27 protein-coding genes are annotated in these 23,192 nt (G+C 32.1%); 19 read left to right on the top strand and 8 right to left on the bottom strand.

Going from position 1 to position 23,192, the window contains the following annotated elements; all coding sequences use genetic code 11:
- Positions 1-15: 15 nt before the first annotated feature.
- Positions 16-570, bottom strand: a complete 555-nt coding sequence (locus ACM595_RS04870) for a 3'-5' exonuclease (protein ID WP_002482835.1) — start codon at positions 568-570, stop codon at positions 16-18.
- Between the two features lie 172 nt (positions 571-742).
- Positions 743-1,246, bottom strand: a complete 504-nt coding sequence (gene ftnA / locus ACM595_RS04865; protein ID WP_002482836.1) for an H-type ferritin FtnA — start codon at positions 1,244-1,246, stop codon at positions 743-745.
- Between the two features lie 166 nt (positions 1,247-1,412).
- On the opposite strand from ftnA, the gene ACM595_RS04860 reads away from it, so the two are divergent.
- Complete coding sequence (locus ACM595_RS04860) at positions 1,413-2,732, top strand: Mur ligase family protein (protein ID WP_115338452.1); 1,320 nt, start codon at positions 1,413-1,415, stop codon at positions 2,730-2,732.
- Positions 2,729-3,448, top strand: a complete 720-nt coding sequence (locus ACM595_RS04855; RefSeq protein WP_115338453.1) for a type 1 glutamine amidotransferase — start codon at positions 2,729-2,731, stop codon at positions 3,446-3,448. The genes ACM595_RS04860 and ACM595_RS04855 overlap by 4 nt, the downstream gene beginning before the upstream one ends.
- A gap of 138 nt (positions 3,449-3,586) precedes the next feature.
- Here ACM595_RS04855 and ACM595_RS04850 read toward each other — a convergent pair whose 3' ends face one another.
- The gene (locus ACM595_RS04850; protein ID WP_002482841.1) at positions 3,587-4,573 is read right to left on the bottom strand and encodes an FUSC family protein; all 987 of its coding nucleotides are present in this window, start codon (positions 4,571-4,573) and stop codon (positions 3,587-3,589) included.
- A 174-nt stretch (positions 4,574-4,747) separates the two neighbouring features.
- Between ACM595_RS04850 and map the strand changes: the two genes are divergently transcribed.
- From map to ACM595_RS04825, 5 genes are all read left to right on the top strand, one after another.
- Positions 4,748-5,500, top strand: a complete 753-nt coding sequence (gene map, locus ACM595_RS04845; protein WP_011302778.1) for a type I methionyl aminopeptidase — start codon at positions 4,748-4,750, stop codon at positions 5,498-5,500.
- 103 nt (positions 5,501-5,603) lie between these two features.
- Entirely contained in the window at positions 5,604-5,990 is a 387-nt protein-coding gene (locus ACM595_RS04840) for a hypothetical protein (protein WP_041079966.1), read from the top strand.
- A gap of 16 nt (positions 5,991-6,006) precedes the next feature.
- Entirely contained in the window at positions 6,007-6,708 is a 702-nt protein-coding gene (liaF, locus tag ACM595_RS04835) for a cell wall-active antibiotics response protein LiaF (RefSeq protein ID WP_011302780.1), read from the top strand.
- Positions 6,705-7,748 carry a sensor histidine kinase gene (locus ACM595_RS04830; protein ID WP_419744454.1) on the top strand — a complete coding sequence of 348 codons (1,044 nt, stop codon included), beginning with the start codon at positions 6,705-6,707 and terminating at the stop codon, positions 7,746-7,748. Before liaF ends, ACM595_RS04830 begins: the two co-directional genes overlap by 4 nt.
- Positions 7,738-8,367 (top strand): response regulator transcription factor, encoded by a 630-nt coding sequence (locus tag ACM595_RS04825; protein WP_002482846.1) that lies wholly within the window; start codon positions 7,738-7,740, stop codon positions 8,365-8,367. The genes ACM595_RS04830 and ACM595_RS04825 overlap by 11 nt, the downstream gene beginning before the upstream one ends.
- Positions 8,368-8,517: 150 nt before the next feature.
- Here ACM595_RS04825 and ACM595_RS04820 read toward each other — a convergent pair whose 3' ends face one another.
- From ACM595_RS04820 to ACM595_RS04810, 3 genes are all read right to left on the bottom strand, one after another.
- Positions 8,518-9,696 carry a YihY/virulence factor BrkB family protein gene (locus ACM595_RS04820; protein WP_419744453.1) on the bottom strand — a complete coding sequence of 393 codons (1,179 nt, stop codon included), beginning with the start codon at positions 9,694-9,696 and terminating at the stop codon, positions 8,518-8,520.
- 411 nt (positions 9,697-10,107) lie between these two features.
- A complete protein-coding gene (locus tag ACM595_RS04815) occupies positions 10,108-10,392 on the bottom strand; it encodes a hypothetical protein (RefSeq protein WP_002482848.1) in 285 nt (94 codons plus the stop codon).
- Between the two features lie 6 nt (positions 10,393-10,398).
- Positions 10,399-10,863 carry a low molecular weight protein-tyrosine-phosphatase gene (locus ACM595_RS04810; RefSeq protein WP_011302783.1) on the bottom strand — a complete coding sequence of 155 codons (465 nt, stop codon included), beginning with the start codon at positions 10,861-10,863 and terminating at the stop codon, positions 10,399-10,401.
- A 134-nt stretch (positions 10,864-10,997) separates the two neighbouring features.
- On the opposite strand from ACM595_RS04810, the gene ACM595_RS04805 reads away from it, so the two are divergent.
- The 3 genes from ACM595_RS04805 (at position 10,998) to ACM595_RS04795 (ending at position 13,188) form a co-directional block, all read left to right on the top strand.
- Positions 10,998-11,201 (top strand): DUF1128 family protein, encoded by a 204-nt coding sequence (locus ACM595_RS04805; protein ID WP_002482850.1) that lies wholly within the window; start codon positions 10,998-11,000, stop codon positions 11,199-11,201.
- A 13-nt stretch (positions 11,202-11,214) separates the two neighbouring features.
- The gene (locus ACM595_RS04800; protein ID WP_115338454.1) at positions 11,215-12,453 is read left to right on the top strand and encodes an aminopeptidase; all 1,239 of its coding nucleotides are present in this window, start codon (positions 11,215-11,217) and stop codon (positions 12,451-12,453) included.
- 213 nt (positions 12,454-12,666) lie between these two features.
- Positions 12,667-13,188: an acyl-CoA thioesterase gene (locus ACM595_RS04795; protein ID WP_037538134.1), complete on the top strand. Its 522-nt coding sequence runs from the start codon at positions 12,667-12,669 to the stop codon at positions 13,186-13,188.
- 75 nt (positions 13,189-13,263) lie between these two features.
- Here the strand turns inward: ACM595_RS04795 and yfkAB are convergent, their stop codons facing one another.
- The gene (gene yfkAB, locus ACM595_RS04790; RefSeq protein WP_041079971.1) at positions 13,264-14,403 is read right to left on the bottom strand and encodes a radical SAM/CxCxxxxC motif protein YfkAB; all 1,140 of its coding nucleotides are present in this window, start codon (positions 14,401-14,403) and stop codon (positions 13,264-13,266) included.
- A 202-nt stretch (positions 14,404-14,605) separates the two neighbouring features.
- On the opposite strand from yfkAB, the gene ACM595_RS04785 reads away from it, so the two are divergent.
- From ACM595_RS04785 to ACM595_RS04755, 7 genes are all read left to right on the top strand, one after another.
- Positions 14,606-14,782 carry an SE1561 family protein gene (locus ACM595_RS04785; protein WP_002482854.1) on the top strand — a complete coding sequence of 59 codons (177 nt, stop codon included), beginning with the start codon at positions 14,606-14,608 and terminating at the stop codon, positions 14,780-14,782.
- A gap of 91 nt (positions 14,783-14,873) precedes the next feature.
- Positions 14,874-15,392 (top strand): type 1 glutamine amidotransferase domain-containing protein, encoded by a 519-nt coding sequence (locus ACM595_RS04780; RefSeq protein ID WP_002482855.1) that lies wholly within the window; start codon positions 14,874-14,876, stop codon positions 15,390-15,392.
- Positions 15,393-15,654: 262 nt separating this feature from the next.
- Positions 15,655-16,467 carry a monofunctional peptidoglycan glycosyltransferase SgtB gene (gene sgtB, locus ACM595_RS04775; protein WP_002482856.1) on the top strand — a complete coding sequence of 271 codons (813 nt, stop codon included), beginning with the start codon at positions 15,655-15,657 and terminating at the stop codon, positions 16,465-16,467.
- Positions 16,468-16,680: 213 nt separating this feature from the next.
- A complete protein-coding gene (gene recX, locus ACM595_RS04770; RefSeq protein ID WP_041079973.1) occupies positions 16,681-17,499 on the top strand; it encodes a recombination regulator RecX in 819 nt (272 codons plus the stop codon).
- Positions 17,477-17,791 carry a YfhH family protein gene (locus tag ACM595_RS04765; RefSeq protein ID WP_011302789.1) on the top strand — a complete coding sequence of 105 codons (315 nt, stop codon included), beginning with the start codon at positions 17,477-17,479 and terminating at the stop codon, positions 17,789-17,791. The genes recX and ACM595_RS04765 overlap by 23 nt, the downstream gene beginning before the upstream one ends.
- Positions 17,792-17,805: 14 nt before the next feature.
- Entirely contained in the window at positions 17,806-19,338 is a 1,533-nt protein-coding gene (locus ACM595_RS04760; RefSeq protein WP_419744452.1) for an ATP-binding cassette domain-containing protein, read from the top strand.
- Between the two features lie 9 nt (positions 19,339-19,347).
- The gene (locus tag ACM595_RS04755) at positions 19,348-20,181 is read left to right on the top strand and encodes a hypothetical protein (RefSeq protein ID WP_002482860.1); all 834 of its coding nucleotides are present in this window, start codon (positions 19,348-19,350) and stop codon (positions 20,179-20,181) included.
- Positions 20,182-20,255: 74 nt separating this feature from the next.
- On the opposite strand, the gene ACM595_RS04750 is transcribed toward ACM595_RS04755, so the two are convergent.
- Positions 20,256-21,233 (bottom strand): metal-dependent hydrolase, encoded by a 978-nt coding sequence (locus tag ACM595_RS04750; RefSeq protein ID WP_002482861.1) that lies wholly within the window; start codon positions 21,231-21,233, stop codon positions 20,256-20,258.
- A gap of 119 nt (positions 21,234-21,352) precedes the next feature.
- Here ACM595_RS04750 and mutY point away from each other — a divergent pair, with 119 nt between their 5' ends.
- Both mutY and ACM595_RS04740 read left to right on the top strand, forming a co-directional pair.
- Positions 21,353-22,399, top strand: a complete 1,047-nt coding sequence (gene mutY / locus ACM595_RS04745) for an A/G-specific adenine glycosylase (RefSeq protein ID WP_037538136.1) — start codon at positions 21,353-21,355, stop codon at positions 22,397-22,399.
- Positions 22,400-22,469: 70 nt separating this feature from the next.
- Entirely contained in the window at positions 22,470-23,012 is a 543-nt protein-coding gene (locus ACM595_RS04740) for a DUF402 domain-containing protein (protein WP_002482863.1), read from the top strand.
- The last annotated feature ends 180 nt before the right edge of the window (positions 23,013-23,192 follow it).

Here is a 23,192-nt window from a genome sequence, read left to right as displayed (position 1 = left end):
CTCAAGGAAATAGAATTAATCTTTATCTTTTAAATCCTTGCCGTAGATATTTAACATACTAGGTAAATCATCATAATGTTTTAAGAGACGGAACGTAATCATAGCACATGCTTTAGCATCATTGAGCGCATCATGATGTCCATGAAAATCTAAATTATAATATTGCATCATGTAATTTAGACCATAGCGATGATTTTCTACTGTTCTTCTTGAAAGTTGTAAAGAGCAAAAGTAAGTCATATTAGGGGTATCAAAACCAAATGCACTAATACTTTCATGTAGAACGTTCATATCGAATGCTGCATTATGCGCAACGACGGGTAAATCCCCGATAAATTGCAACATATAGGGATATACTGTTTGAAATGTAGGCGCATCTTCAACTTGTTCAGGATGTATGCCGTGGACTGCGATATTTTGTTGTGAGAAATAGTCATTAGGGTTAACAAGTGTATAGAAAGATTCTGTTATCTGGTGGTTGACTACTTTAACCATACCAACAGCACAAATACTTGTACGTTTACCGTTGGCAGTTTCAAAATCTAAAGCTATAAATGCATCGTTACTCATGGAGCAAGTTCCCTTTCTATAATTGAATATGTTATGACTTTATAGAATAAATGAAAGACAGTCAAGTTAATGAGATTGAACTAACATTTACTGCCTAATTCAAAAAAGTCTGGGACATTTATTGATGTCCCAGACTTTTTTGATATATAAATTCATGAGTATTACCTATTAATTATTCTGATTCATCAAATGAACGTGCAGCTAACTCTTTTTCATAAAGATAAAGTGTATTACTATCATCACCAATACGATTTAAGTAATCGATATGCGTTTCAAACATAGCTTCTTCTTCAACTTGCTCGTCTAAGAACCAATTTAAGAATGAAATCGTAGCATAATCTTTATCTTTGTTAGCTAAATCTGATAAATTATAGAATCTACGTGTAACGTCTTGTTCTTGAGCCAAACCATCTTCAAACGTTTCTAAGATGCTGCTGAACTCTGTTTTTGGTGCAGGAATTGCTGTAAATAAAGCATGCTCTCCACGGTCGTTAATATAGTCATATATTTTTTTACCATGGAATCTTTCTTCTTTAGCTTGTTGAATATAAAAATTTGCAAAACCTTCGTAAGAATTGTCGTCACAAAAGGCAGCCATAGCCATATAAGCGTGAGCAGCATAAAATTCATGATTCATTTGTTCATTTAAAGCATCTAATAGTTCTTTGTTTAACATAATTAATAAGCCTCCTATACTTTTTTTCAGTATAGCAAAACTAGACTTAGTAGTAAATTATACGCTACTTTATTTGAAAAAGACTCATGTAAATTGGGTTGAGAATTGTTTGGAATACAACATAATCGTGTTATAATATTTGAGTGAAGAGTAGAGGAGGAGCTAAATGAGATACTGGACTGCAACCCGCTTAGCAAAATTGGCAAGGCAAGCAAGTAAAGCTGCTGGCAAAAAAGGCACAGACTTGCCCGGTCAAGTAGCTAGAAGAGTAGATAAAAATATATTAAGAAAGTTAGCATCTCAAGTTGATGAGATTGTTTTTATAAGTGGTACGAACGGGAAAACAACCACTTCAAACCTAATCGGTCATACATTAAAAGCTAATGATATAGAAATCATACATAATAATGAAGGCGCAAATATGGCTGCAGGTATTACATCTGCTTTTATTTTGCAAAATAAGAAAAATACAAAAATCGCAGTCATTGAAATTGACGAGGGCTCTATTCCGAGAGTGCTTAACGAAGTAACACCAACGATGATGGTTGTTACGAATTTCTTCCGAGATCAAATGGACCGTTTTGGTGAAATTGATATTATGGTTAATAACATAGCAAAGGCGATTAATAATAAAGGCATTAAATTATTATTGAATGCAGATGATCCATTTGTGAGTAGGTTGAAAATTGCGAGTGACACGGTGGTTTACTATGGCATGAAGGCACACGCACACAAATTTGAACAAAGTACAATGAATGAAAGCCGTTATTGTCCAAACTGCGGACGTTTACTCCATTATGACTATATCCAATATAACCAAATTGGTCATTATCACTGTGAATGTGGTTTTAAACGTGAGGATACACAATATGAAGTATCCTCATTTACACTGACACCGTTTATAAACTTAAATATTGGTTCTAAAACGTTTAATATGAAAATAGCTGGTGATTTTAATGCTTATAACGCGATTGCTGCATATTCTGTATTAAGAGAGTTAGGCATTAATGATGACGGCATCAGAAAAGGTTTTGAAACGTATACATCAGACAACGGCCGTATGCAATATTTTAAACAAGATAGCAAAGAAGCTATGATAAACTTAGCCAAAAATCCTGCAGGGATGAACGCAAGTCTCTCAGTAGGTGAACAATTAAGCGGTAGTAAGGTTTACCTTATCAGTTTAAATGATAATGCTGCAGATGGTAGAGATACATCGTGGATATATGATGCAGATTTTGAAAAATTAACAAGACAACAAATAGAGACAATTATTGTTACAGGAACTAGAGCAGAAGAACTTCAATTAAGATTAAAATTGGCTGGTGTTACAGTACCTGTTATCTTAGAGCGCGATATTTACAAAGCGACTGCTAAATCTATGGAATATAAAGAGAGCTTTACTGTAGCAATTCCAAATTATACTTCGCTCGCACCTATGTTAGAACAATTAAACCACTCTTTTGAGGAGGTCAAAGCGAAATGAATGAATTAACTGTTTATCATTTTATGCCTGATAAATTAAATTTATATAGTGATATTGGTAATATCTTTGCGTTAAGACAACGTGCTAAATTGAGGAATATCCAATTAAATGTAGTTGATATCAATGAAACAGAAGGTATCACGCTAGATAACTGTGATATATTTTTCATTGGTGGTGGCAGTGATAGAGAACAAGCCTTGGCTACGAAAGAATTAAGCAAAATAAAAACGGTATTGAAAGATGCCATTGAAGAAGGCATGCCCGGTCTGACAATTTGTGGTGGGTATCAGTTCTTGGGGAGTAAATACATTACACCAGATGGTACAGAATTAGCTGGTTTAAATATTTTAGACTTTTATACTGAGTCACAAACAAATCGTCTTACAGGCGATATTGTGATTGAAAGTAAAACTTTTGGAACAATAGTTGGTTTTGAAAATCATGGTGGCCGTACATATCATAAGTTTGGTACTTTAGGTCACGTTACACATGGATATGGAAATAATGATGAAGATGCAAAAGAAGGTATTCATTATAAAAATCTATTAGGTACATATTTACATGGTCCAATTTTACCAAAAAACCATGAAATTACTGATTATTTATTAGAAAAAGCATGTGAACGTAAAGGCATTGCTTTTGAGCCTAAACAAGTAGATAATACTGAAGAAGAAGCTGCTAAACAAGTTATTGTTGATCGCGTAGCTAAAAATTAAATTATAAAAAAGCACACTCGTAAAGCGATATGAATATTGATGTGCACCCCAAAAGTTGGACTAAAAATCTAACTTTTAGGGGTGCACATCAATGTATGCTTATAGGAGTGTGCTTTTTATTTAAGAATAAATTTAGATTTATGCAAAACGATGATCTAATATGCGATAAATCAATAGAATTTCATAAATGACATGACTTTTAAGTTGATTGCTATCAAACTCATCTAAACCTTTCACAGACATTTTTAGTAAAGAGGCATGTTGTTTCTTACGCTCGAAGTGTCCAGTCGAATATATATTGTTTATACTTTGTGCGATACTTAAAATCGCCAATTTTTCATCGTTTGTAAAAGTAATTATCGTATCTTTCGGTAAATAAACTAAATTAGATAAATGGGTAATAAACAACCTATTAGTATGCGCGCGCGTAGTTAGTGCTTTAAGTTGAATCCATTCTGAATCATGGTGTTTGTGATAGCTTAGTTCATCTTTTTGATAAGAAAGTAAGGTTTCCACTTTTTGATTTAAATCGATTAATTGATTTAATTGACGATAAGGCGCGCCTTTTGTAAATTTACCAAGTAATAATTGACGCATACGTAATTCAAAGAGTTCGTACATTTTTGATTCAGTCAAATTAATAGATGATTCAACTTGATCATAATATTTTGGAGGTAAAATAATAAAGTTTACTAATCCAGCTGTTACGAGTCCGATGATAGCAGTTAATAATCTAGAAAAGAAATTAAAGAAATAGGCTTCATGAATACCTGGAATCATAGCCATAGCTGTTAATGTAGCTACCGTAGTACCCACATGTAAATTAAGTTTGGTACATAGAATAATTGTGAACGTAGCGCTCAATGCATATGCGAAAGGGGATTGGTCCCCAAATATAAATGTGAATATGACTGCAAATAATGCCCCAATAATGGTTGCTGGCAAACGACGATAGCCTTTTTTTAATGAAGCTTTAGCTGTAGGTTCAATCGTCACAATAGCCGTTAATATAGCAAATATCGGATTTAAGTTTAAAGCTAAACAAAATAATGCAGTCAGAAATGTGGCTAGACCCGTTTTAATTGTACGAGCACCGATAATTTTTTTATACCAGTTATCATTCATTTAAAAACTCCTAATGTGATGTATAGTCAAATAACTGCTCAAAATGGTGAGTAGTCGTATTATTAATATCTGTGAAATGTTAAACTATAGTTGATAAAATTTTCTAATTTATTATATCAAAAAAAGTCTGCTATAATAATAAAGAATATAAATTACAAAAAGGAACGGGATAATATGATTGTAAAAACAGAAGAAGAATTAACAGCATTAAAAGATATTGGTTATATTTGCGCGCTAGTAAGAGATGAAATGCAATCAGCAACTAAGCCAGGAATTACAACAAAAGAACTAGACGATATTGCAAAGGACTTATTTGAAAAGCATGGAGCGATATCAGCGCCAATTCATGATGAGAACTTTCCAGGTCAAACATGTATCAGTGTAAACGAAGAAGTAGCTCATGGTATACCTGGTAAACGTAAAATACGTGAAGGTGATTTAGTGAATATAGATGTGTCTGCGCTTAAAAACGGATACTATGCAGACACAGGGATTTCATTTGTTGTTGGTGAACCGGACAATCCATTAAAACAAAAAGTGTGTGATGTGGCATTAGAAGCATTCGAAGCCGCAATGACACGTGTAAAACCTGGTGCTAAATTAAGCCAAATTGGTAAAGCAGTACATGCGACTGCACGAAAAAATAACCTTACAGTAATTAAAAACCTAACAGGTCATGGCGTAGGCCAATCTCTACATGAAGCGCCAAGCCATGTTATGAATTATTATGAACCTAAAGATAAAACACTATTAAAAGAAGGCACAGTAATCGCTGTTGAACCATTCATTTCTACAAAGGCAACTTTTGTAACAGAAGGTAAAAATGAATGGGCATTTGAAACAAACGATAAAAGTTTTGTTGCTCAAATTGAACATACGGTTATTGTGACAAAAGATGGACCATTATTAACTACTAAAATAGATTAATCTTGTTTCGGTCTAAAGTCCTAATATAAGATGGTTCCGGAGCCTATACCAATGGTTCCGGAAATTTTTTATAATGGAATCTAATCAATCATGAGGTGATTCTATGAATTATATTACGACTTATTTAGACAAAATGACTAAAAACACTTTTTATACAAGTTTAGTAGAATATAGACAGTATTTAGATAAAAAAATGAGAAGCATTGAAATGTACATAAAATATTTAATTGAAAGAAAAGCGTATGTTGAAAAATTAATAGACAGCTTAACTTTAACGCTAGAAAATAAATATATTGATATGATAGATGAATATTACATTTACTGTGCTCAAGAAATAGAACATTCTGAAATAGAAAAAATTAAAAAAGAATTAAACGAAATGGAAGCAGACTATGCGAGAATTGAATCCGATTTATCTCATCAGGCAGTTGAACGTGCAAACATTGAAACTGAATGTGATTTAATCGAACGTATCAGTTTAGTCGCTTAAAGAAAGGTGGCGAAACATGACTCATAAATATATATCCACAGAGATGCTTATCGTATTTACAGCATTAATGATTATTGCCAATTTTTATTATATTTTCTTTGAAAAAATTGGCTTTTTACTTGTGTTATTATTGGGTTGTATTTTAGTTTATGTGGGTTATATCTATTTTCATAAAGTACGTGGTTTATTAGCTTTTTGGATTGGTGCGTTATTAATAGCATTTACCTTATTATCTAATAAGTATACGATTATCATATTATTTATATTTTTAATAGTACTCATCGTTAGATATATTATTTATAAATTTAAACCTTTAAAAATTACTGCAACAGAAGAAGAAGTAGACTCACCGGAATTTATAAAACAAAAATGGTTTGGCGAGCAACGATCACCTGTATATGTTTATAAATGGGAAGATTTACAAATTCAACATGGCATTGGTGATATTCATATTGATATGTCTAAAGCAGCAAACATTAAAGAAAATAATACAATCGTTATTCGACATATCATTGGAAAAGTTCAAATCGTGGTACCACTTAACTATAATATTATATTACATTTCACAACGTTATACGGGAATGCCTATGTAAACGAAACCTCTTATAAAGTTGAGAATAATAATATTAAGGTAGTAGAAGAAACAAAAGCAGAGAACTATGCTGTAAATATTTATGTCTCTTCATTTTTAGGTGATGTTGAGGTGATTTATAAATGAATCACTACTTTAGAGCGATCGGGTCCATGTTGATATTAGTATATAGTACGTTTTTTGCCATATTCTTTATTGATAAAGTGTTTGTTAATATAATGTATTTTCAAGGTATGTTTTATACTCAAATATTTGGCATACCTGTACTGCTTTTTTTAAATCTAATGGTGATTTTACTCTGTATTATTGTAGGTTCTGTCTTAGCATATAAAATCAATCAGCAAAATCATTGGTTAAAAGATCAAATTGAACGTTCAATAGAAGGTCAAACAGTGGGTATCAATGATAAAAATATTGAATTATACAACGAAACAATCGAACTATATCAAACGCTTGTGCCGTTAAATCAAGAAGTACATAAATTAAGAATGAAAACACAGAACCTGACGAATGAATCTTATAATATCAATGATGTTAAAGTTAAGAAAATTATAGAAGACGAACGTCAACGTTTAGCGCGTGAATTACATGATTCAGTTAGTCAACAATTATTCGCAGCAAGTATGATGTTATCAGCAATTAAAGAGACAGAATTGAAGGCCCCATTGGACCAACAAATACCAGTATTAGAAAAAATGATTCAAGATTCCCAATTAGAAATGAGAGCACTACTATTACACTTAAGACCTATTGGTTTGAAAGATAAATCTTTAGGTGAGGGTATTAAAGATTTAGTCGTTGATTTACAGAAAAAAGTACCAATGAAAGTGGTACATGATATTGAAGAATTCAAAGTACCAAAAGGTATCGAGGACCATTTATTCCGTATTACGCAAGAAGCCATTTCTAATACGCTAAGACATTCTAAAGGAACGAAGGTCACAATTGAATTATTTAATAGGGAAGAATATTTGTTATTGCGTATACAAGATAATGGTAAAGGGTTTAATGTAGATGATAAGGTAGAACAAAGTTATGGATTAAAAAATATGCGCGAACGTGCACTAGAAATAGGTGCAACATTTCATATCGTTTCTTTGCCTGATGCAGGTACGAGAATTGAAGTGAAGGCACCATTAAATAAGGAGGATTCAAATGCCGATTAAAGTATTATTTGTTGATGATCATGAAATGGTTCGAATAGGTATTTCTAGTTATTTATCCACACAATCTGATATAGATGTCGTAGGGGAAGGTAAGTCAGGAAAAGATGCAATCGAAAAAGCACATGAACTGAAACCGGACCTAATTTTAATGGATTTACTTATGGACGATATGGATGGTGTCGAAGCAACTGAACAAGTTAAAAAAGACTTGCCAAATATTAAAGTTGTCATGCTTACGAGTTATATTGAAGATAACGAAGTCTATCGTGCACTTGATTCCGGTGTAGATAGCTATATATTGAAAACAACAAGTGCTAGTGATATTGCTGAAGCGATTCGTAAGACTTACAATAATGAGTCAGTATTTGAAGCAGAAGTCCTAGTTAAAATGAGAAATAGGATGAAACAACGAGCTGAATTGTATGAAATGCTCACAGAACGTGAAATGGAGATTTTATTACTGATTGCTAAAGGTTACTCTAACCAAGAGATTGCCAGCGCTTCACATATTACGATTAAAACAGTGAAAACGCATGTAAGTAATATCCTAAGTAAATTAGAAGTTCAAGATAGAACTCAAGCCGTCATATATGCATTCCAGCACAATTTAATTCAATAAAGGGAATATAAATTTAGCAAGCTAAAACAAACGCGTATGGTAGACATACACGCTGTTTTAGCTTTTTAATTTTTATGCAACAATAAAAGCTTTTATATTTATTAAAATCCCCCTCAAACAATGACATCTCATTTGTTTGAGGGGGATTAGTTAATATAATCCGTTATTTTTCGATGTATCTACATCATTAACTGCTTTGTTTGATGATGTAATATCAGTATTTTTATTTTCAGAATCTTGATTATCTGCAATAGATGTATTTCTATTATGTTCGATATCGTCCAAGGTTTGTTCTTCAGGTGTTTTACCACGTACCACTTTACGTTGATGGAAGATGGCGTTGATTTCAGCACCAATGATGATGATGAAACCTGTGATGTATAACCATAACATTAAGATGATAATACCGGCAATACTACCATATGTTTTAGAATAATTAGCAAAGTTTGAAATATAAAATCCAAATAAATATGACCCACCTAAGAAGACGATTGTTGCAAATATAGCGCCTGGAATAACAGACAATAATTTAATTTTAACATTAGGAGCTAATGTGTATAACACCATGAATGCTATAAGAACAACAATTACAGGTAATACAAAACGTATTGTATCAAACAGCCACTTTACTTGATCTCCAAGGCCTAGCGGGCCGAATAGCAGATCACCAATTTGTTGCCCAAATGTAGGTAACACGAGTGCAACTGGCATAACGATAATCATGGCAAGCGTGAATAATACACTATAAAGTTTAGCAACTACAAAATTTCGGCTATCTTCAACGTCATAAGCAACATTAAAGGCATTCATTAGCGCAGTCATTCCGTTAGATGCGGACCATAATGCTGCGATTAACCCGATAGATAGTAATCCACCGCTCGCATTGTCCATAATATCACCAATTATACTTGAAACTTGAGGTGCATAATCAGATGGCACATGATCTTTTATTAAATCTCTTATCGTCGACTGTTTCACACCAACAACTGGTACGATAGAGAGTAAGAATAGTAGCATTGGGAACAATGAAAGCATGAAATAATAAGATAACTGTGCTGACAGTCCTGATGCGTCATCTTTACCAATTCTATATACAAGATATGAGAAAAAATTTGAATCTTTAGTATATTTTGCTGGTTTATTGATACGTGAAACAAAGAATGCTTGGTTATCTTTCTTAGGTGACTTAGATTTAAATTCATCAGGTGTGATGTAAGTGCGGTCGCGTTTGATTTGTTGACCATTTGTTTCATTAGACTGTTTGTCATTTTCTTCTACACTTTTTGCCTCATTCAAAAAGTTAGAAGTTGTTTTATCTTTTTTAGACATATCTAATCTCCTTATGTATTGATATTTTTCAATATACATTTTAATATACTTTAAAATCTAGTTTAGGTAAATATGTGACGCTATTTTCTTTCGGAAAAATAGATAATTAGATTAATAAAAAAATAGAATAATGCATATGTGTATGCGTAAGTATCAAATGAATGTTAAAACCTAAGTAAATAATGAAGTGTTATTAATGTGAAAATACGGTAATGCATCATAATAATTAAACCTACATAATATTAAGACAATGATATAAATGCATGCAACCGTTTGTAAATTCGTATATAAACACAAAATTGATATTACAAAGCAAAGTTAACATAATGATTGAGCCTGAGATATGTCATACATCCCAGGCTCTTAAATCATTTATTGAAGCTTATGTTTGAAATACAAAAATAAGTAGAATTAGCCGTTTAAACGATTATTCTTACGCTCTACAAAAGTATTTTTTGCATCTTTGATTGAACGTTCTAATTCTGGATTGTTACGTCTGATTTCTTCTACAACGTCTTTCCAATATAACACTTCGTCTTTAATGTTATTGATTGCAGAAGGTTTTTGAGAACGCGTACCTTCTTTTCTGTCTTTAATAGATTGTTTTAAAGATTGACGTGTTGATTTATCAGCTAATGTTGCTGCGCCTCCAATTACGGCACCTAATAAAATTCCTGGAATGAGTTTGTTTTGCATGATGTGTTACTCCTCTCTTAAATTTGCATCTTTAATTATAAAATTGATTAAATTATCACAAGATGATTGTACCATTTTATAGACGCCTTCGAAATTATTTGTATAATAAGGATCTGGAACGTCTGTTTCAGTCATATCGCTAAACTCTAATAGTTTAAACAATTGACCTTTAATATTAGGATTAATTTGTTTGATATTATCAACGTTACTTTGATCCATTGCAATAATGTAATCAAAGTCATCGTTTGATTCAAACAGTTCACTAATCATACCATCAAAAGGTATGTCATGTTCAGATAGAATGGCTTGTGTACCTTCATGAGGTGGCTCACCTAAGTTCCATTGCCCTGTGCCTCTAGAGGTAACTTTTATATCATTTATATTTCTATCAAGTAATTTTTGTCGCATGATTGCTTCTGCCATAGGTGAACGACAAATATTTCCTAAACATACGAATGCTACTGTAATCATTTGTGTACCTCCAAATTTATATACTTCTCTTTCCCATTTTAAAGCTTTTTTAATCATTTCAAAAGGGTAATTGCCATAAAAGTTTTACAAGATAGGTAAATTTGATAAAATAAATTGAAAAAGAGGTGAATTTTGTGGCAAAAAGTATAGAACAAATGATAGAAGAAATAAGAGATAGATTAAATCTTGTGAATCAAAGTTTGATTGATCCAGATAATTATAAATCAGCAGATGAACAAGAAATTCGTGAAATTCATGAATATGTAACATCAAAAGCATCATTTACACCGAGTGAAGCATCGGCAATCGCTGATGCACTTGGTCAAATTCGTAAATAGGGGGAGTTACCATATGACAGAATTACAAGATAAACTTCAACAATATGCCGAACTATTAGTTGGTGTGGGCATGAATGTTCAAAAGGATCAACCAGTATTTATTCGCTCTAGTGTCGATGCATTAGAACTAACACATTACATAGTTGAAGCGGCATATAAACGTGGCGCTTCCGACGTTAAAGTAGAATATAGCGATGACAAGTTATCGCGTTTGAAATTTGAATATGAATCTGTTGAATTTTTTGAGAAAGACGCTGTGAAATCATATGAAGTTGAAAAACGTATGGACTATGTGAAACGTGGTGCAGCCAACTTAGCACTCATTACACAAGATCCAGATCTATTGAATGGTATTGATAGTGAAAAGTTATCGACATATCAAAGACAATATTCTACTGCTTATAAAGGTTATATGGAAGCAAGTCAAAAGAATCAATTCCCTTGGTGTGTGGCAGCATTCCCTTCAAAAGCATGGGCACAACGCGTATATCCTGACCTGACTGAAACAGAAGCATATAGTAAATTTATTGATGAAGTATTAGACATCGTGCGTGTAGATGGTAATGATCCAGTTAAAAATTGGAAAAACCATGTAGAAAATTTAAGTATTCACGCGCGTAAATTACAAGATAAAAATTATAAAGCACTGCACTACATTTCAGAAGGTACGGATTTAGTTATTGGACTACCGGAAGGACATATTTGGGAAGATGCTACGAGTTATACGAGTGAAGGCCAAGCTTTTGTTGCTAATATCCCAACTGAAGAAGTATTTACCGCACCACATCGCTTAAATGTAAATGGTCATGTCACAAATAAGTTGCCACTTAGTCATAATGGTAATATCATTGACGGCTTCACATTAACGTTCAAAGATGGTGAGGTTGTTGATTTTAAAGCTGATCAAGGCGAAGATGTATTAAGAGATTTACTAAATACCGATGAAGGTGCAAGAAGATTAGGAGAAGTCGCACTTGTACCTGATGATTCGCCAATTTCAAATCGTAACACTATTTTTTACAATACATTATTTGATGAAAATGCATCTTGTCATATTGCATTAGGTTCAGCTTATGGATTTAATGTTGAAGGTGGCACAGAAATGACTACGGAAGAAAAATTAGCGCATGGGTTGAATGACTCATTAATTCATGTAGATTTTATGATTGGAAGCCCTGATCTAACTATTTATGGAATAACACAAGATGATGAAAAAGAACTTGTATTTGAAAATGGTAATTGGTCAAAATAATGTAATGGAAACATTTTTTATTTTATAAATCAAATAAGTGCTAATAAGCGATTAAAGTAAGCATAGGTGTTAAATCATATTAAATACATTTACAAAAAATGATAAAGTCTGATGTTATTTAAATTGGGAGTGAGGATATGAAATCTATATTATGCTGATTTCGGACTCACTCCTTAGTTTATGTCATTGAGAATTGAAAAGGGAGCTAAAATTATGGGAAATGTAGCAAGCAAATCAATGTCGGAATCTAGAAGTATAAAAGAAAGACAAATATTCCCACAAGATACGAACCATCTTCACACGATGTTTGGTGGCATATTGATGGCTAATGTAGATGAGATTTCTGCTATTACGGCGACGAAGCATAGCAATTCACAAGTGGTAACTGCGTCAACAGATTCAGTCGACTTTTTAAAACCTATTAAAACAGGGGATATCATTTCTTACGAAGCAATGGTTTCGTATGCTGGTAAGTCTTCGATGGAAGTTTGTGTACAAATCATTATTGAAGGTGTTGTTAAGAGCGAACGTCATTTAGCGGCACTTAGCTTTTTAACATTTGTTGCTTTAGATGAAAATGGGAAACCACAAGAAGTCCCACAAGTATATCCAGAAACACAAACAGAAAAATGGTTTCATGACACAGCACTTGCTAGGGTAAAACGTAGGAAAGAGCGCAGACAAGAAAGTAAAGAAACGATAGAATTTTTATCCAATGTACAAAATATAGAATAAAATAAAGCGAAAGTTGTACAGTTAATCACTTTAGATTAAATAACAACTTTCGCTTTTTTAGTTATACGTTGCATTTCAACGGTGCATGATTTTCTCCTTCTTTTTAAAATCCGTATTAGGGTAGTACATGTTTTTAACAAGTACATTGGGTCCAAGACAACTAAATTCGGAACAATGACAATTAAGTGATTGAGCTAAAGGTGTCGCAAGCCAATGGTTAAATACGTCTGGTAATTTATCATGCTTAATGTTAGAAATAGTACCATTTTCATCACCAAAGTCAGTAACTATGACGTTACCTGTAAAAACATTCACATTCAATCTATTGCGTCCATCAGGGTCATTTCTCATCGTTACATTCGGTGTATCTCTCAGTCTTTGCAATAAGGCTTGATCATTTTCATCTTTGATACATGGATAAATAGGTAATGTACCAAATAGCATCCATAAATTTGGATCACGAATATCTAAAATATGATGGATTGCTGTTTTCATCTCTTTAAGAGAAAGCACTTCTAGTTGGCTAGCAAAATCAGCAGGGTACATGGGATGAATTTCATGTCTTTGACATTTCATATCATGGACAATCTCATTATGTATTTTTTCAAGATGGGGTACAGTGCTTTGATTTAACATCGTTTCGGCAGAAATAAACATACCTTGTTGAGATAAGGTACTGGAATTAGATAACATTTGTTCATACAGTCTCAGTTTTGCTTTTAATGGAGGTTGCTTGTCCATGGCACCAAATCCTACATCTGTAAACTCATCAATTGTTCCCCAATTATGTGAAATATGCATGACATCAATATATTCAGCAATATCTAAATAACGATCTAATGGTAAAGTTAAATTAGAATTCATTTGAACATAGATACCACGGCTATGTGCATATTTTAACAAGGGTTTTACAACATTTCTTATGGATTTTTTTGAAAACATAGGTTCGCCACCTGTGATAGACATGGTTTTAAGGTCTGGAATTTCATCTAAACGGCGATAAATTAAATCCATAGGTAACGGGTCTGGGTCTGTGGTTTGCAATGTATAACCGACAGCGCAATGACTACAACGCATATTACATAAATTCGTCGTCGTAAATTCGATATTACTTAACGTCAAACGATCGTGTTCTTGCATATCATTGTATGCTTCCCACGGGTCGTTATGAATTGAAATTGGTTTCTTAACATTTGATGCATACAAATTCAACATAATTAAAACTTCCTTTTTTAACTTTTATCTGCTATGAGTATATACTAAACTTTATTTGTATAGGGAACGGTGTATACAAATTTATGAATAATCGTATGTGTCTCACATCTAATATTTCACCTTAATATTATTAAGACTATACCAAATTTTGTCAAATCCATGTTAGGATTATACTATCTTATAAAAAGGAGTCATTTTTAAAATGAATGAAAATCAAACAATTGATCAAATTAGAGCAAGATTAGAAAAATTTATTGATGATATCGATCACGTAAATCCGGACGAAGTGCGCGTAGAAGATATAGATGAGTGGATTGGTTTGCTCGATCAACTTGAAGAAAAAGTTAAAACTGTTTCAAAATCATCAGAAGATAAATAAGTTAATTGAATGCTATCTTAGGCCGATGTTTAAACTTTCAAGTTTTAGTCTATATATAACGTAGAACATAAATAGAGAAAGGTGATTATTAATGGCTAAAAAAGTAGCAATCATTTTAACAAATGAATTTGAAGATATTGAATTAACTAGTCCTAAAGAAGCGATTGAAGAAGCGGGACATGAAACAGTTGTTATAGGTGATCAAGCGAATAGTGAAGTCGTAGGTAAACATGGCACAAAAGTTGCGGTAGACGTTAGTATTGCTGACGCAAAACCTGAAGACTTTGATGGTTTATTAATTCCTGGTGGCTTTTCTCCTGACCACTTACGTGGCGATGCTGAAGGCAGATATGGTACTTTTGCGAAATACTTTACTAAAAATGATGTACCAACATTCGCAATTTGTCACGGACCTCAAATTTTAATTGATACAGATGATTTAAATGGACGTACTTTAACTGCAGTATTAAATGTGCGTAAAGACTTAGCAAACGCTGGCGCACAAGTCGTTGATGAATCAGTTGTAGTAGATAAAAATATCGTTACAAGCCGTACACCAGATGATTTAGATGATTTTAATAGAGAAATTGTAAATCAATTAAACGATTAATATGTATAGGTAAGTAATTAAAATAGTTTTTCGTGAGTTAGTTTCATAACTGGAAGCGATAGGTAGTATAAAATACCTGTCGTTTTCCAGTTTTTTTGTTGTCTAAGTTAGACATAATAACCAAAAACGCATTGTTGTAAAACTTCATGTGGACACATTCATACACCCTTGGACCGATTTTTGCAATTAGCTATAGATAAACATTTAAACTATTGATACACTCACTTATAATGATATGAGAGCAACGTAAAGGAGCTACCGCATGAAAAGAAGCGATCGTTATAAAACGTACAACAAACCAAACGACTCAAATGACTCAAATCAATTACATCATAATACGTATTTTAAACCTGTGAATAAACCGCAGAAAAAGAAAAAAGGTAAAGGTATCATTTTAAAACTACTCATTCCCATCTTAATTATTATTGGAATAATCATCGGCGTCATGTATGCATTATCACTTAGTGCTGATACAGATGAGTTGAAGAATATAACAGAAAAAGAATCTTTTGTTTCTGCATCAGATATGCCAGATTATACAAAAGGTGCTTTCATTGCTATGGAAGATGAACGCTTTTATAAACACCATGGTTTTGATGTGAAAGGAACTTCACGTGCATTATTTTCAACATTGAGTGACAAAAGTGTCCAAGGTGGAAGTACCATTACCCAACAAGTAGTTAAAAACTATTACTATGATAATGAACAGTCAATTACTAGAAAAATTAAAGAATTGTTCGTGGCACATAGAGTAGAGAAAGAATATGATAAAAATGAAATTTTAAGTTTTTATATGAATAACATCTATTATGGGAGTGACCAATACACGATTGAATCTGCTGCTAATCACTATTTTGGGGTAACGACTGATAAAAACAATCCAAATTTACCACAAATAACGGTATTACAAAGTGCTATATTAGCAAGCAAGATAAATGCCCCAAGTGTATATAATATCAATGACATGTCAGATAATTTTACTAACCGTGTTAAAACAAATTTAGAAAAAATGAAGCAGCAAGGTTATATTTCAAATAGTCAATACGAGAATGCAATTCAAGAACTAGGTGTTTAATATCAAAATAGCGCTTAATTTTTAATGGTATTTATAAGAGAGATTTAAAAAAATAAAAATAACTAAGTGTGAGGGTACGAAATCAAAAAGAGTGATTGATTTTGTATCCTCACACTTTTTAGATTAATAAATCTTTAAGCATTTTAATTAAGCTAGTCACTATGATTCCATTACCAAACAATATGCGTTATTCTTAGAGGTGGAGTGAGGATAATGCCTAAAATTACAAAAATAGAAGTACAAAAGAAAAATAAAGAGCGTTTTAATTTATATTTAGATGAGGAATTTGAAATGGGTATCGATATGGATACTTATGTACATTTCAATTTAAAAAAAGGTCAAATCGTTGATGCTGCTGACATGGAAAAAATCCAAAAGTATGACCAATATAGACAAGCAGTGAATGTAGCAATCCAATTTTTATCTTATAGAAAAAGAACAGATTATGAAGTGATACAACATTTACAAAAGAAAGAAATTTCCGAATCTGTTATAGCAAGTGTCATTGACTATTGTCATGAGCAAAGACTAATCGATCATGAAGACTATGCTAATAGTTTAAAAAACACTATGATACTTACTACAGATAAGGGGCCAGGTATTTTCAGACAAAAATTGAGAGATGCTGGTGTTGAACAAACAATTATTGATGTATATGCTGAGCGTTATGAGAACGAACAACCAATGGAAGATATTATTAAAGTTGCAAATAAAATATTAAGACAAAAAAAAGGTCCTACAGTTAAAAGGAAAGAAAAACTATCGCAAGCTTTGATGCAAAAAGGTTATAGCTTTGAAATAATAAAAGTAGTGATGGATGAAATGGACTTCTCACAACCTGAAGCAGAATTAGACGGTTTGTTACAACAAGAACTAGAGAAGGTTTACAATAAATATTCAAGAAAATTTTCAGGCAGAAAATTAATTAATAAAACAATAGAAGGTCTTATGAGAAAAGGCTATAAATATGATAAAATTAAAGCTAAACTGGAAGAGAGTGGTATTGTAGATGGAACAGAAGAAATTGAGTGAAATGAGTGAGGTTGAGTTACGTCACGAAATTCAAGGTTACAAAGAAAAAATGAGAAAAGCAGAGATGAATGGGATATTTAATGAATATGATGTTTATCAAAGTAAGGTCATCATTGCCGAGAGCTATTTGGTAGATAGAACAAAAATAGAAATCGGTAGAATTTATAAGTTAAATGACGGGACTGAGAATTATTTTAAAGTTGAAAGATTAAAAGGTGTTTTTGCTTGGGGCTTTAGAATAAAAAGTGCAGAACCTGAAGAAGGTTTACCAATTGCATTATTAAAATTATAGAAGGATGACGATAGATGGGTAGTTCAATTATATTAAAGTTACTCAATGTAACTCATTATTATAAAAATAAAAAATCTAAAAAATGGTATTTACCATTTGGATATGATGCAGAAGATATTGAATTGAATAATATTAATCTACATATCTATCAGGGAGAAGCACTAGGTATTATTGGTGAAGGCGACTCCTCAAAATCTTTGATAGGGCGTTTATTAAGTGGTGAAATGAAACCAGATAAGGGTAAAGTTGTTAGAAAGAAAGATATATTCTTTGCAGATATCGAAGATAAATTGCTTCAATCTACGACGGTGATAGATTATGTGAAAAATGTAACCACGTTATTTCCTTATAAAACATCTGATCATAAAGTAGAACAGATTATTAAGTTTGCCCATCTTCAAGAAGATATAAATACACCTATTAAAAGTTTGACGGATGAAGCCTATGCGAGATTGCAATTCACATTAGCGAGAACATCAAAATCCAGTATTATTGTAATGAACCAAATACTGAGTTATTTAGATGAAAGTTACTTTGAAAAAGCGATTGAACTAACGAACGAATACATAAATGAAAATTTGACCATAATACTTATCGATGACAATATAGAACGAATTTCACGAACGAGTAATTATATTGCGTGGATTTCACATGGTCAGCTTAGAATGGATGGATCGCTTAACCAAGTATTACCTGCTTTTAGAGAACATGAAAAAGATCGGCTATCATTGACGAGTGAAGAAGAAAAATCTAATTTTGACGTTGATTGGAAAAAAAGCAGAACAAGAATCCCTGAGTTAACCTATAATTTCAAACGTATTGAACGCTATAATCATGCTAAGCCACCAGTAGCACTTGTCCGTTTTTGGACATTGTTTATTGTGTTCTTATTAGGTATGGTCATCATGGCATTATTAATGTTTAATGATTTAGGTAAGCTTGAAATAGGCAAAAATGATGATCAAACGACAATACAAAACCAACAAAAAAATCCGTATGAAGAAAAATTAGCATATGGCATTGTTTTAAAAGATGCGATAAGTTTAGAAAATATGTCGAATGGTAAAAAAATAAAAGCAGATAAATATGCTTTTGTTACGATAACAGGTGAAAACACAAAAAATTATCGTATTGAAATTGATAACAATAACTATAAAGTTGCAAAGAACAAGTTACGCTATTTTGATCCAGCAAGCTTGTTTGAAGAACATAGTGCAAGTGCATTAGCACCCTATATGCATAAAAATTATAGTAACTATAATGAGTTCTTTAATAGCCATTTGCATAAAAAACATAGCACGGTGACCGATTCGCTCGTACCTGAAAGTGGTAAAGATGACCGTTTTGTTGTACCCATCGTTCAACAACCGATATCGATGTTATTTAATGATCAAAATAAATTAGTTGGTTTTACGATTCCTATAAAAGATAAACAAAAACTAAAAGAAAAATTTAATATTGAAACTAATTTTTGGATAACAAAATCGGGTGATGGGTATTTTATGGCAGATATGAAAAATAATAAATGGATTTATATCGAATTGTAGGTGTGAAAAATGATTGATAGTATGATTAACTATTTTATAAATACACCACATCTCATTAAACATGCGTACCAGCGTTTGAAATCGCAATGGATGTGGTTAGTAATACCCTTTATAGTAAGTATGTTAGTACTCTTAATAATGATGTTGATATTTAAAATGAATGGTACGGAAGAAATTAAACAAGCACGAGGCTTTTTTAGATTAGCAGCGGTGATGAGTTTTGCATATATTTGGATTGCGATATATCAAAGTTTTAACACATTTAAACGTGATTACTTTACTGGAAAATTATTTAATATCAATCCAATTTTTCAAAATATTATCATAGCGCTATTGTTTAGTTTGGTGATGTTCATTTCACTTATAATGATAATTTTAGCTACACCCGTAAATATTGAAAGTTCGGTGCTATCTACATTATTCTTTGTTGCTATGTCATTAGTATTTATTGTAGTTATTTCTACAGTACTAGGTTTAATAGCAATTGTGAGTAACAAAATCAATATAATTTATTATATTGTAAGTGCAGTCATGTTTTTCATTGTTCCAATTATTTTCATACCTAATACAAATACGACATTAGTGTCGCATATTTTAATGCTCAATCCCTTATATTATATAATTGAAGGGATTTCACAGTCGGTTGTATTAGGAACGCTGAGTCTAAATAATATACCACAGCATATATACTTCCTATTATTTTTAGCAATAGTGTGTGTCATTATTTATGCATTATATAGAAGTATTGCGCATAAAAAATATTCATATGTTGCTTCATATAAGCAACAAGCAGAGAACGAAACTTCTGAAAATCTAGAAGATAAAGCAGATGAAAATAAATAATGTTAGTTACTTAAAAGATAAAAAAACTGGAGGTTTACGTTACTAATAACGCGTACCTCCAGTTTTTAATTACTTTATTTAGCAAATAATTTACGTTGTAATTTATCTTCACTGAAAACCCAACCAATATAAGAATGATCGATAACCATATGTTCATCTAAATGTGCAATTGCAACAAATGAGTAATGACCATTTTTTAGATAACGTAAATCGATTAATCTAATTTCTGTGGTATTATCATTTAATTTGCGTGATTGCCAACGATATATTGACGAGAAATTAAGAAATGTTTTAATATTTTTATCGTCTTTTACATATTGCATTAAATCATCACTTGGGAATGATTGACGTTTCGATTTGTCACTAAATACGATGTTTCTTCCATAGCTACGACCAACATAATCATGCATTTCCGTTTGTACTGCGACGCGCCATTGCATAAACCTTATTGTTGGTGCAACAAATACTTTTACAGGATTGTGTTCTTGTTTAATTTGTCGCAATGCTTGTTGTTTTATAATCGCTTGCATTCTAAAGCGAATAATATAATATACAACAAGTATGCCAACGATTGGGAAAAATGCGAGATATGGATGTACGCCAACAATCCACAGTAATATACCTATACACCATAATACAAATATGATTGGATCAAATGTATTAATAACACTGAGTTGAATCCATTTATTTGTAATGGGTCTAAGTGCTTGTGTACCATAAGAATTAAATATATCCACAAATACATGAAGAAATACGGCAAGTTGCGCCCATAACCAGACATGGGTCGTATCTACATTTTTAAAGAATGTAAATATTAATAATGTAATGAACAAAGGCCATAAAATTGTAAAAGGGATTGAATGTGTGATGCCTCTATGATTTGATATATAAGTAGCATTATCTTTTAATTTAAAAACGGTGTCACCATCCGGAATTAATGAACCAACTATTAAAGTTGTAGCAGTGGCTGCAAAAGATCCCGCCATGGCAGGGTCTTGGGTCGCTAATGCTGTGAGTCCGATACCCATGACAATATGTGTTCCTGTATCCATAAGTATTCACTCATTTCATGTCTATAATATATTCATTATAATCTAATACGTCCAATATTAAAAATAACACACTATATATCATATAGAAAAATTTTAGAAAATAGAAAGTGATGTGCTTTATGCTTAATGAACCAAAATTCAAAAAAAATCTAGTTGACTGGTTTAATAAAAATCAGAGAAAGATGCCATGGCGAGAAACCTCAAATCCATATTATATTTGGTTAAGTGAAGTTATGCTCCAACAAACACAAGTTAAAACGGTAATAGACTATTATCATAAATTTATTGATCGATTTCCTACTATTGCAGATTTAAGTAATGCACAGGAGGATGAAGTGCTTAAATATTGGGAGGGGCTCGGTTATTATAGTCGTGCTAGAAATTTTCATACTGCCATTCAAGATGTACATCATAACTTTGATGGAGAAGTACCGAATCATCCAGAAACGTTCGGGAAATTGAAAGGTGTAGGGCCATATACTCAAGCTGCTGTAATGAGTATCGCATTTGATTTACCTCTAGCAACGGTAGATGGCAATGTATTTAGAGTTTGGTCGAGGCTAAATAATGATACACGAGATATTAAATTACAATCTACTAGAAAGGCATTTGAAAAAGAGTTACAGTCTTATGTCGAAAGTGACGCTGGTACATTTAATCAAGCTATGATGGAATTAGGCGCATTGGTTTGTACACCGAAAAATACGCTGTGCATGTTTTGTCCCGTACAAGAGCATTGCGAAGCATTTTTAAACGGTACAGTTGAAACATTACCTGTGAAAACCACTAAAGTTAAAAAGAAACATATTAAGCAACATGTTTACATCATTAAAACGCAAGATAATGAAGTATTAATTGAAAAACGTATGCAAAAATTATTGAATAATATGTGGGAATTTCCGATGTATGAAGCGGAAGCGGAACATCAAATTAATTCAATTTTAAATACAAATATCCAATTTTCAGAACAACCAGCTTATAAATTGAAACATCAATTTACACATTTAACTTGGGACATTGAAGTTTATTTAGCAGACCAGGAAATTAATAACAAAGATGAAATAAGTTTACCTAACAATATGAAGTGGATGAATTTAGATGAAAAAGAAGATTATAATTTTCCAGTGAGCATGACAAAAATATATAAATTTTTATTATCGCATTGATAGACTCGGTGTAGTCTACTTAGTTATGTTATAATTTATAATGTGAAATTAAGAAAAGGTGGTGTGGAGCATGGTAAAAGAATCCATACCTAAAGAAGGTCAGACAATAAAAATACAAAGTTATAAACATGATGGGAATATTCATCGTGTTTGGTCTGAAACTACTATATTAAAAGGTACGGAACATGTTGTAATAGGTGGAAATGATCATACGCTTGTCACAGAGAGTGATAGTCGTACTTGGATTACGCGTGAGCCAGCAATTGTATATTTCCATTCAGAATTTTGGTTTAATGTGATATGTATGTTTAGAGAAGATGGCGTCTATTATTATTGCAATTTATCTTCACCGTTTGTGTGTGATGATGAAGCGTTAAAATATATTGACTATGACTTAGATATTAAAGTATATCCAAATGGTAAGTATCATTTATTAGATGAAGATGAATATGAACAACATATGAGACAGATGAATTATTCTTCAGATATTGATGTCATTTTAAGGCGCAATGTAGATATCTTACAACAATGGATTGAACAGAAAAAAGGTCCATTTGCTCCTGATTTTATAAAAGTTTGGCGTGAACGATATAAAAAAATTAGAAATTATTAAGCACATTTAATGTTTTTAATTAAATTATCCTATATAGTGGTATGCGTGTAATTAATAGCAACCAAAATCTTTTATTTGAAAAATGGTATGGCAAATGAACATAAACAATTAAAGATCGTCCGTTTATAGCAGCCTCGTTGAAATTCAGCGCAGGCTGTTTCATTTGCGAGTAAGTGTGGG

Source organism: Staphylococcus sp. LKG3-1 (assembly GCF_048568385.1).
Classification (GTDB): domain Bacteria; phylum Bacillota; class Bacilli; order Staphylococcales; family Staphylococcaceae; genus Staphylococcus; species Staphylococcus saprophyticus.
The sequence above is the reverse complement of the archived record's forward strand: the minus strand, read 5'-3'. Positions and strand labels throughout refer to the sequence as shown.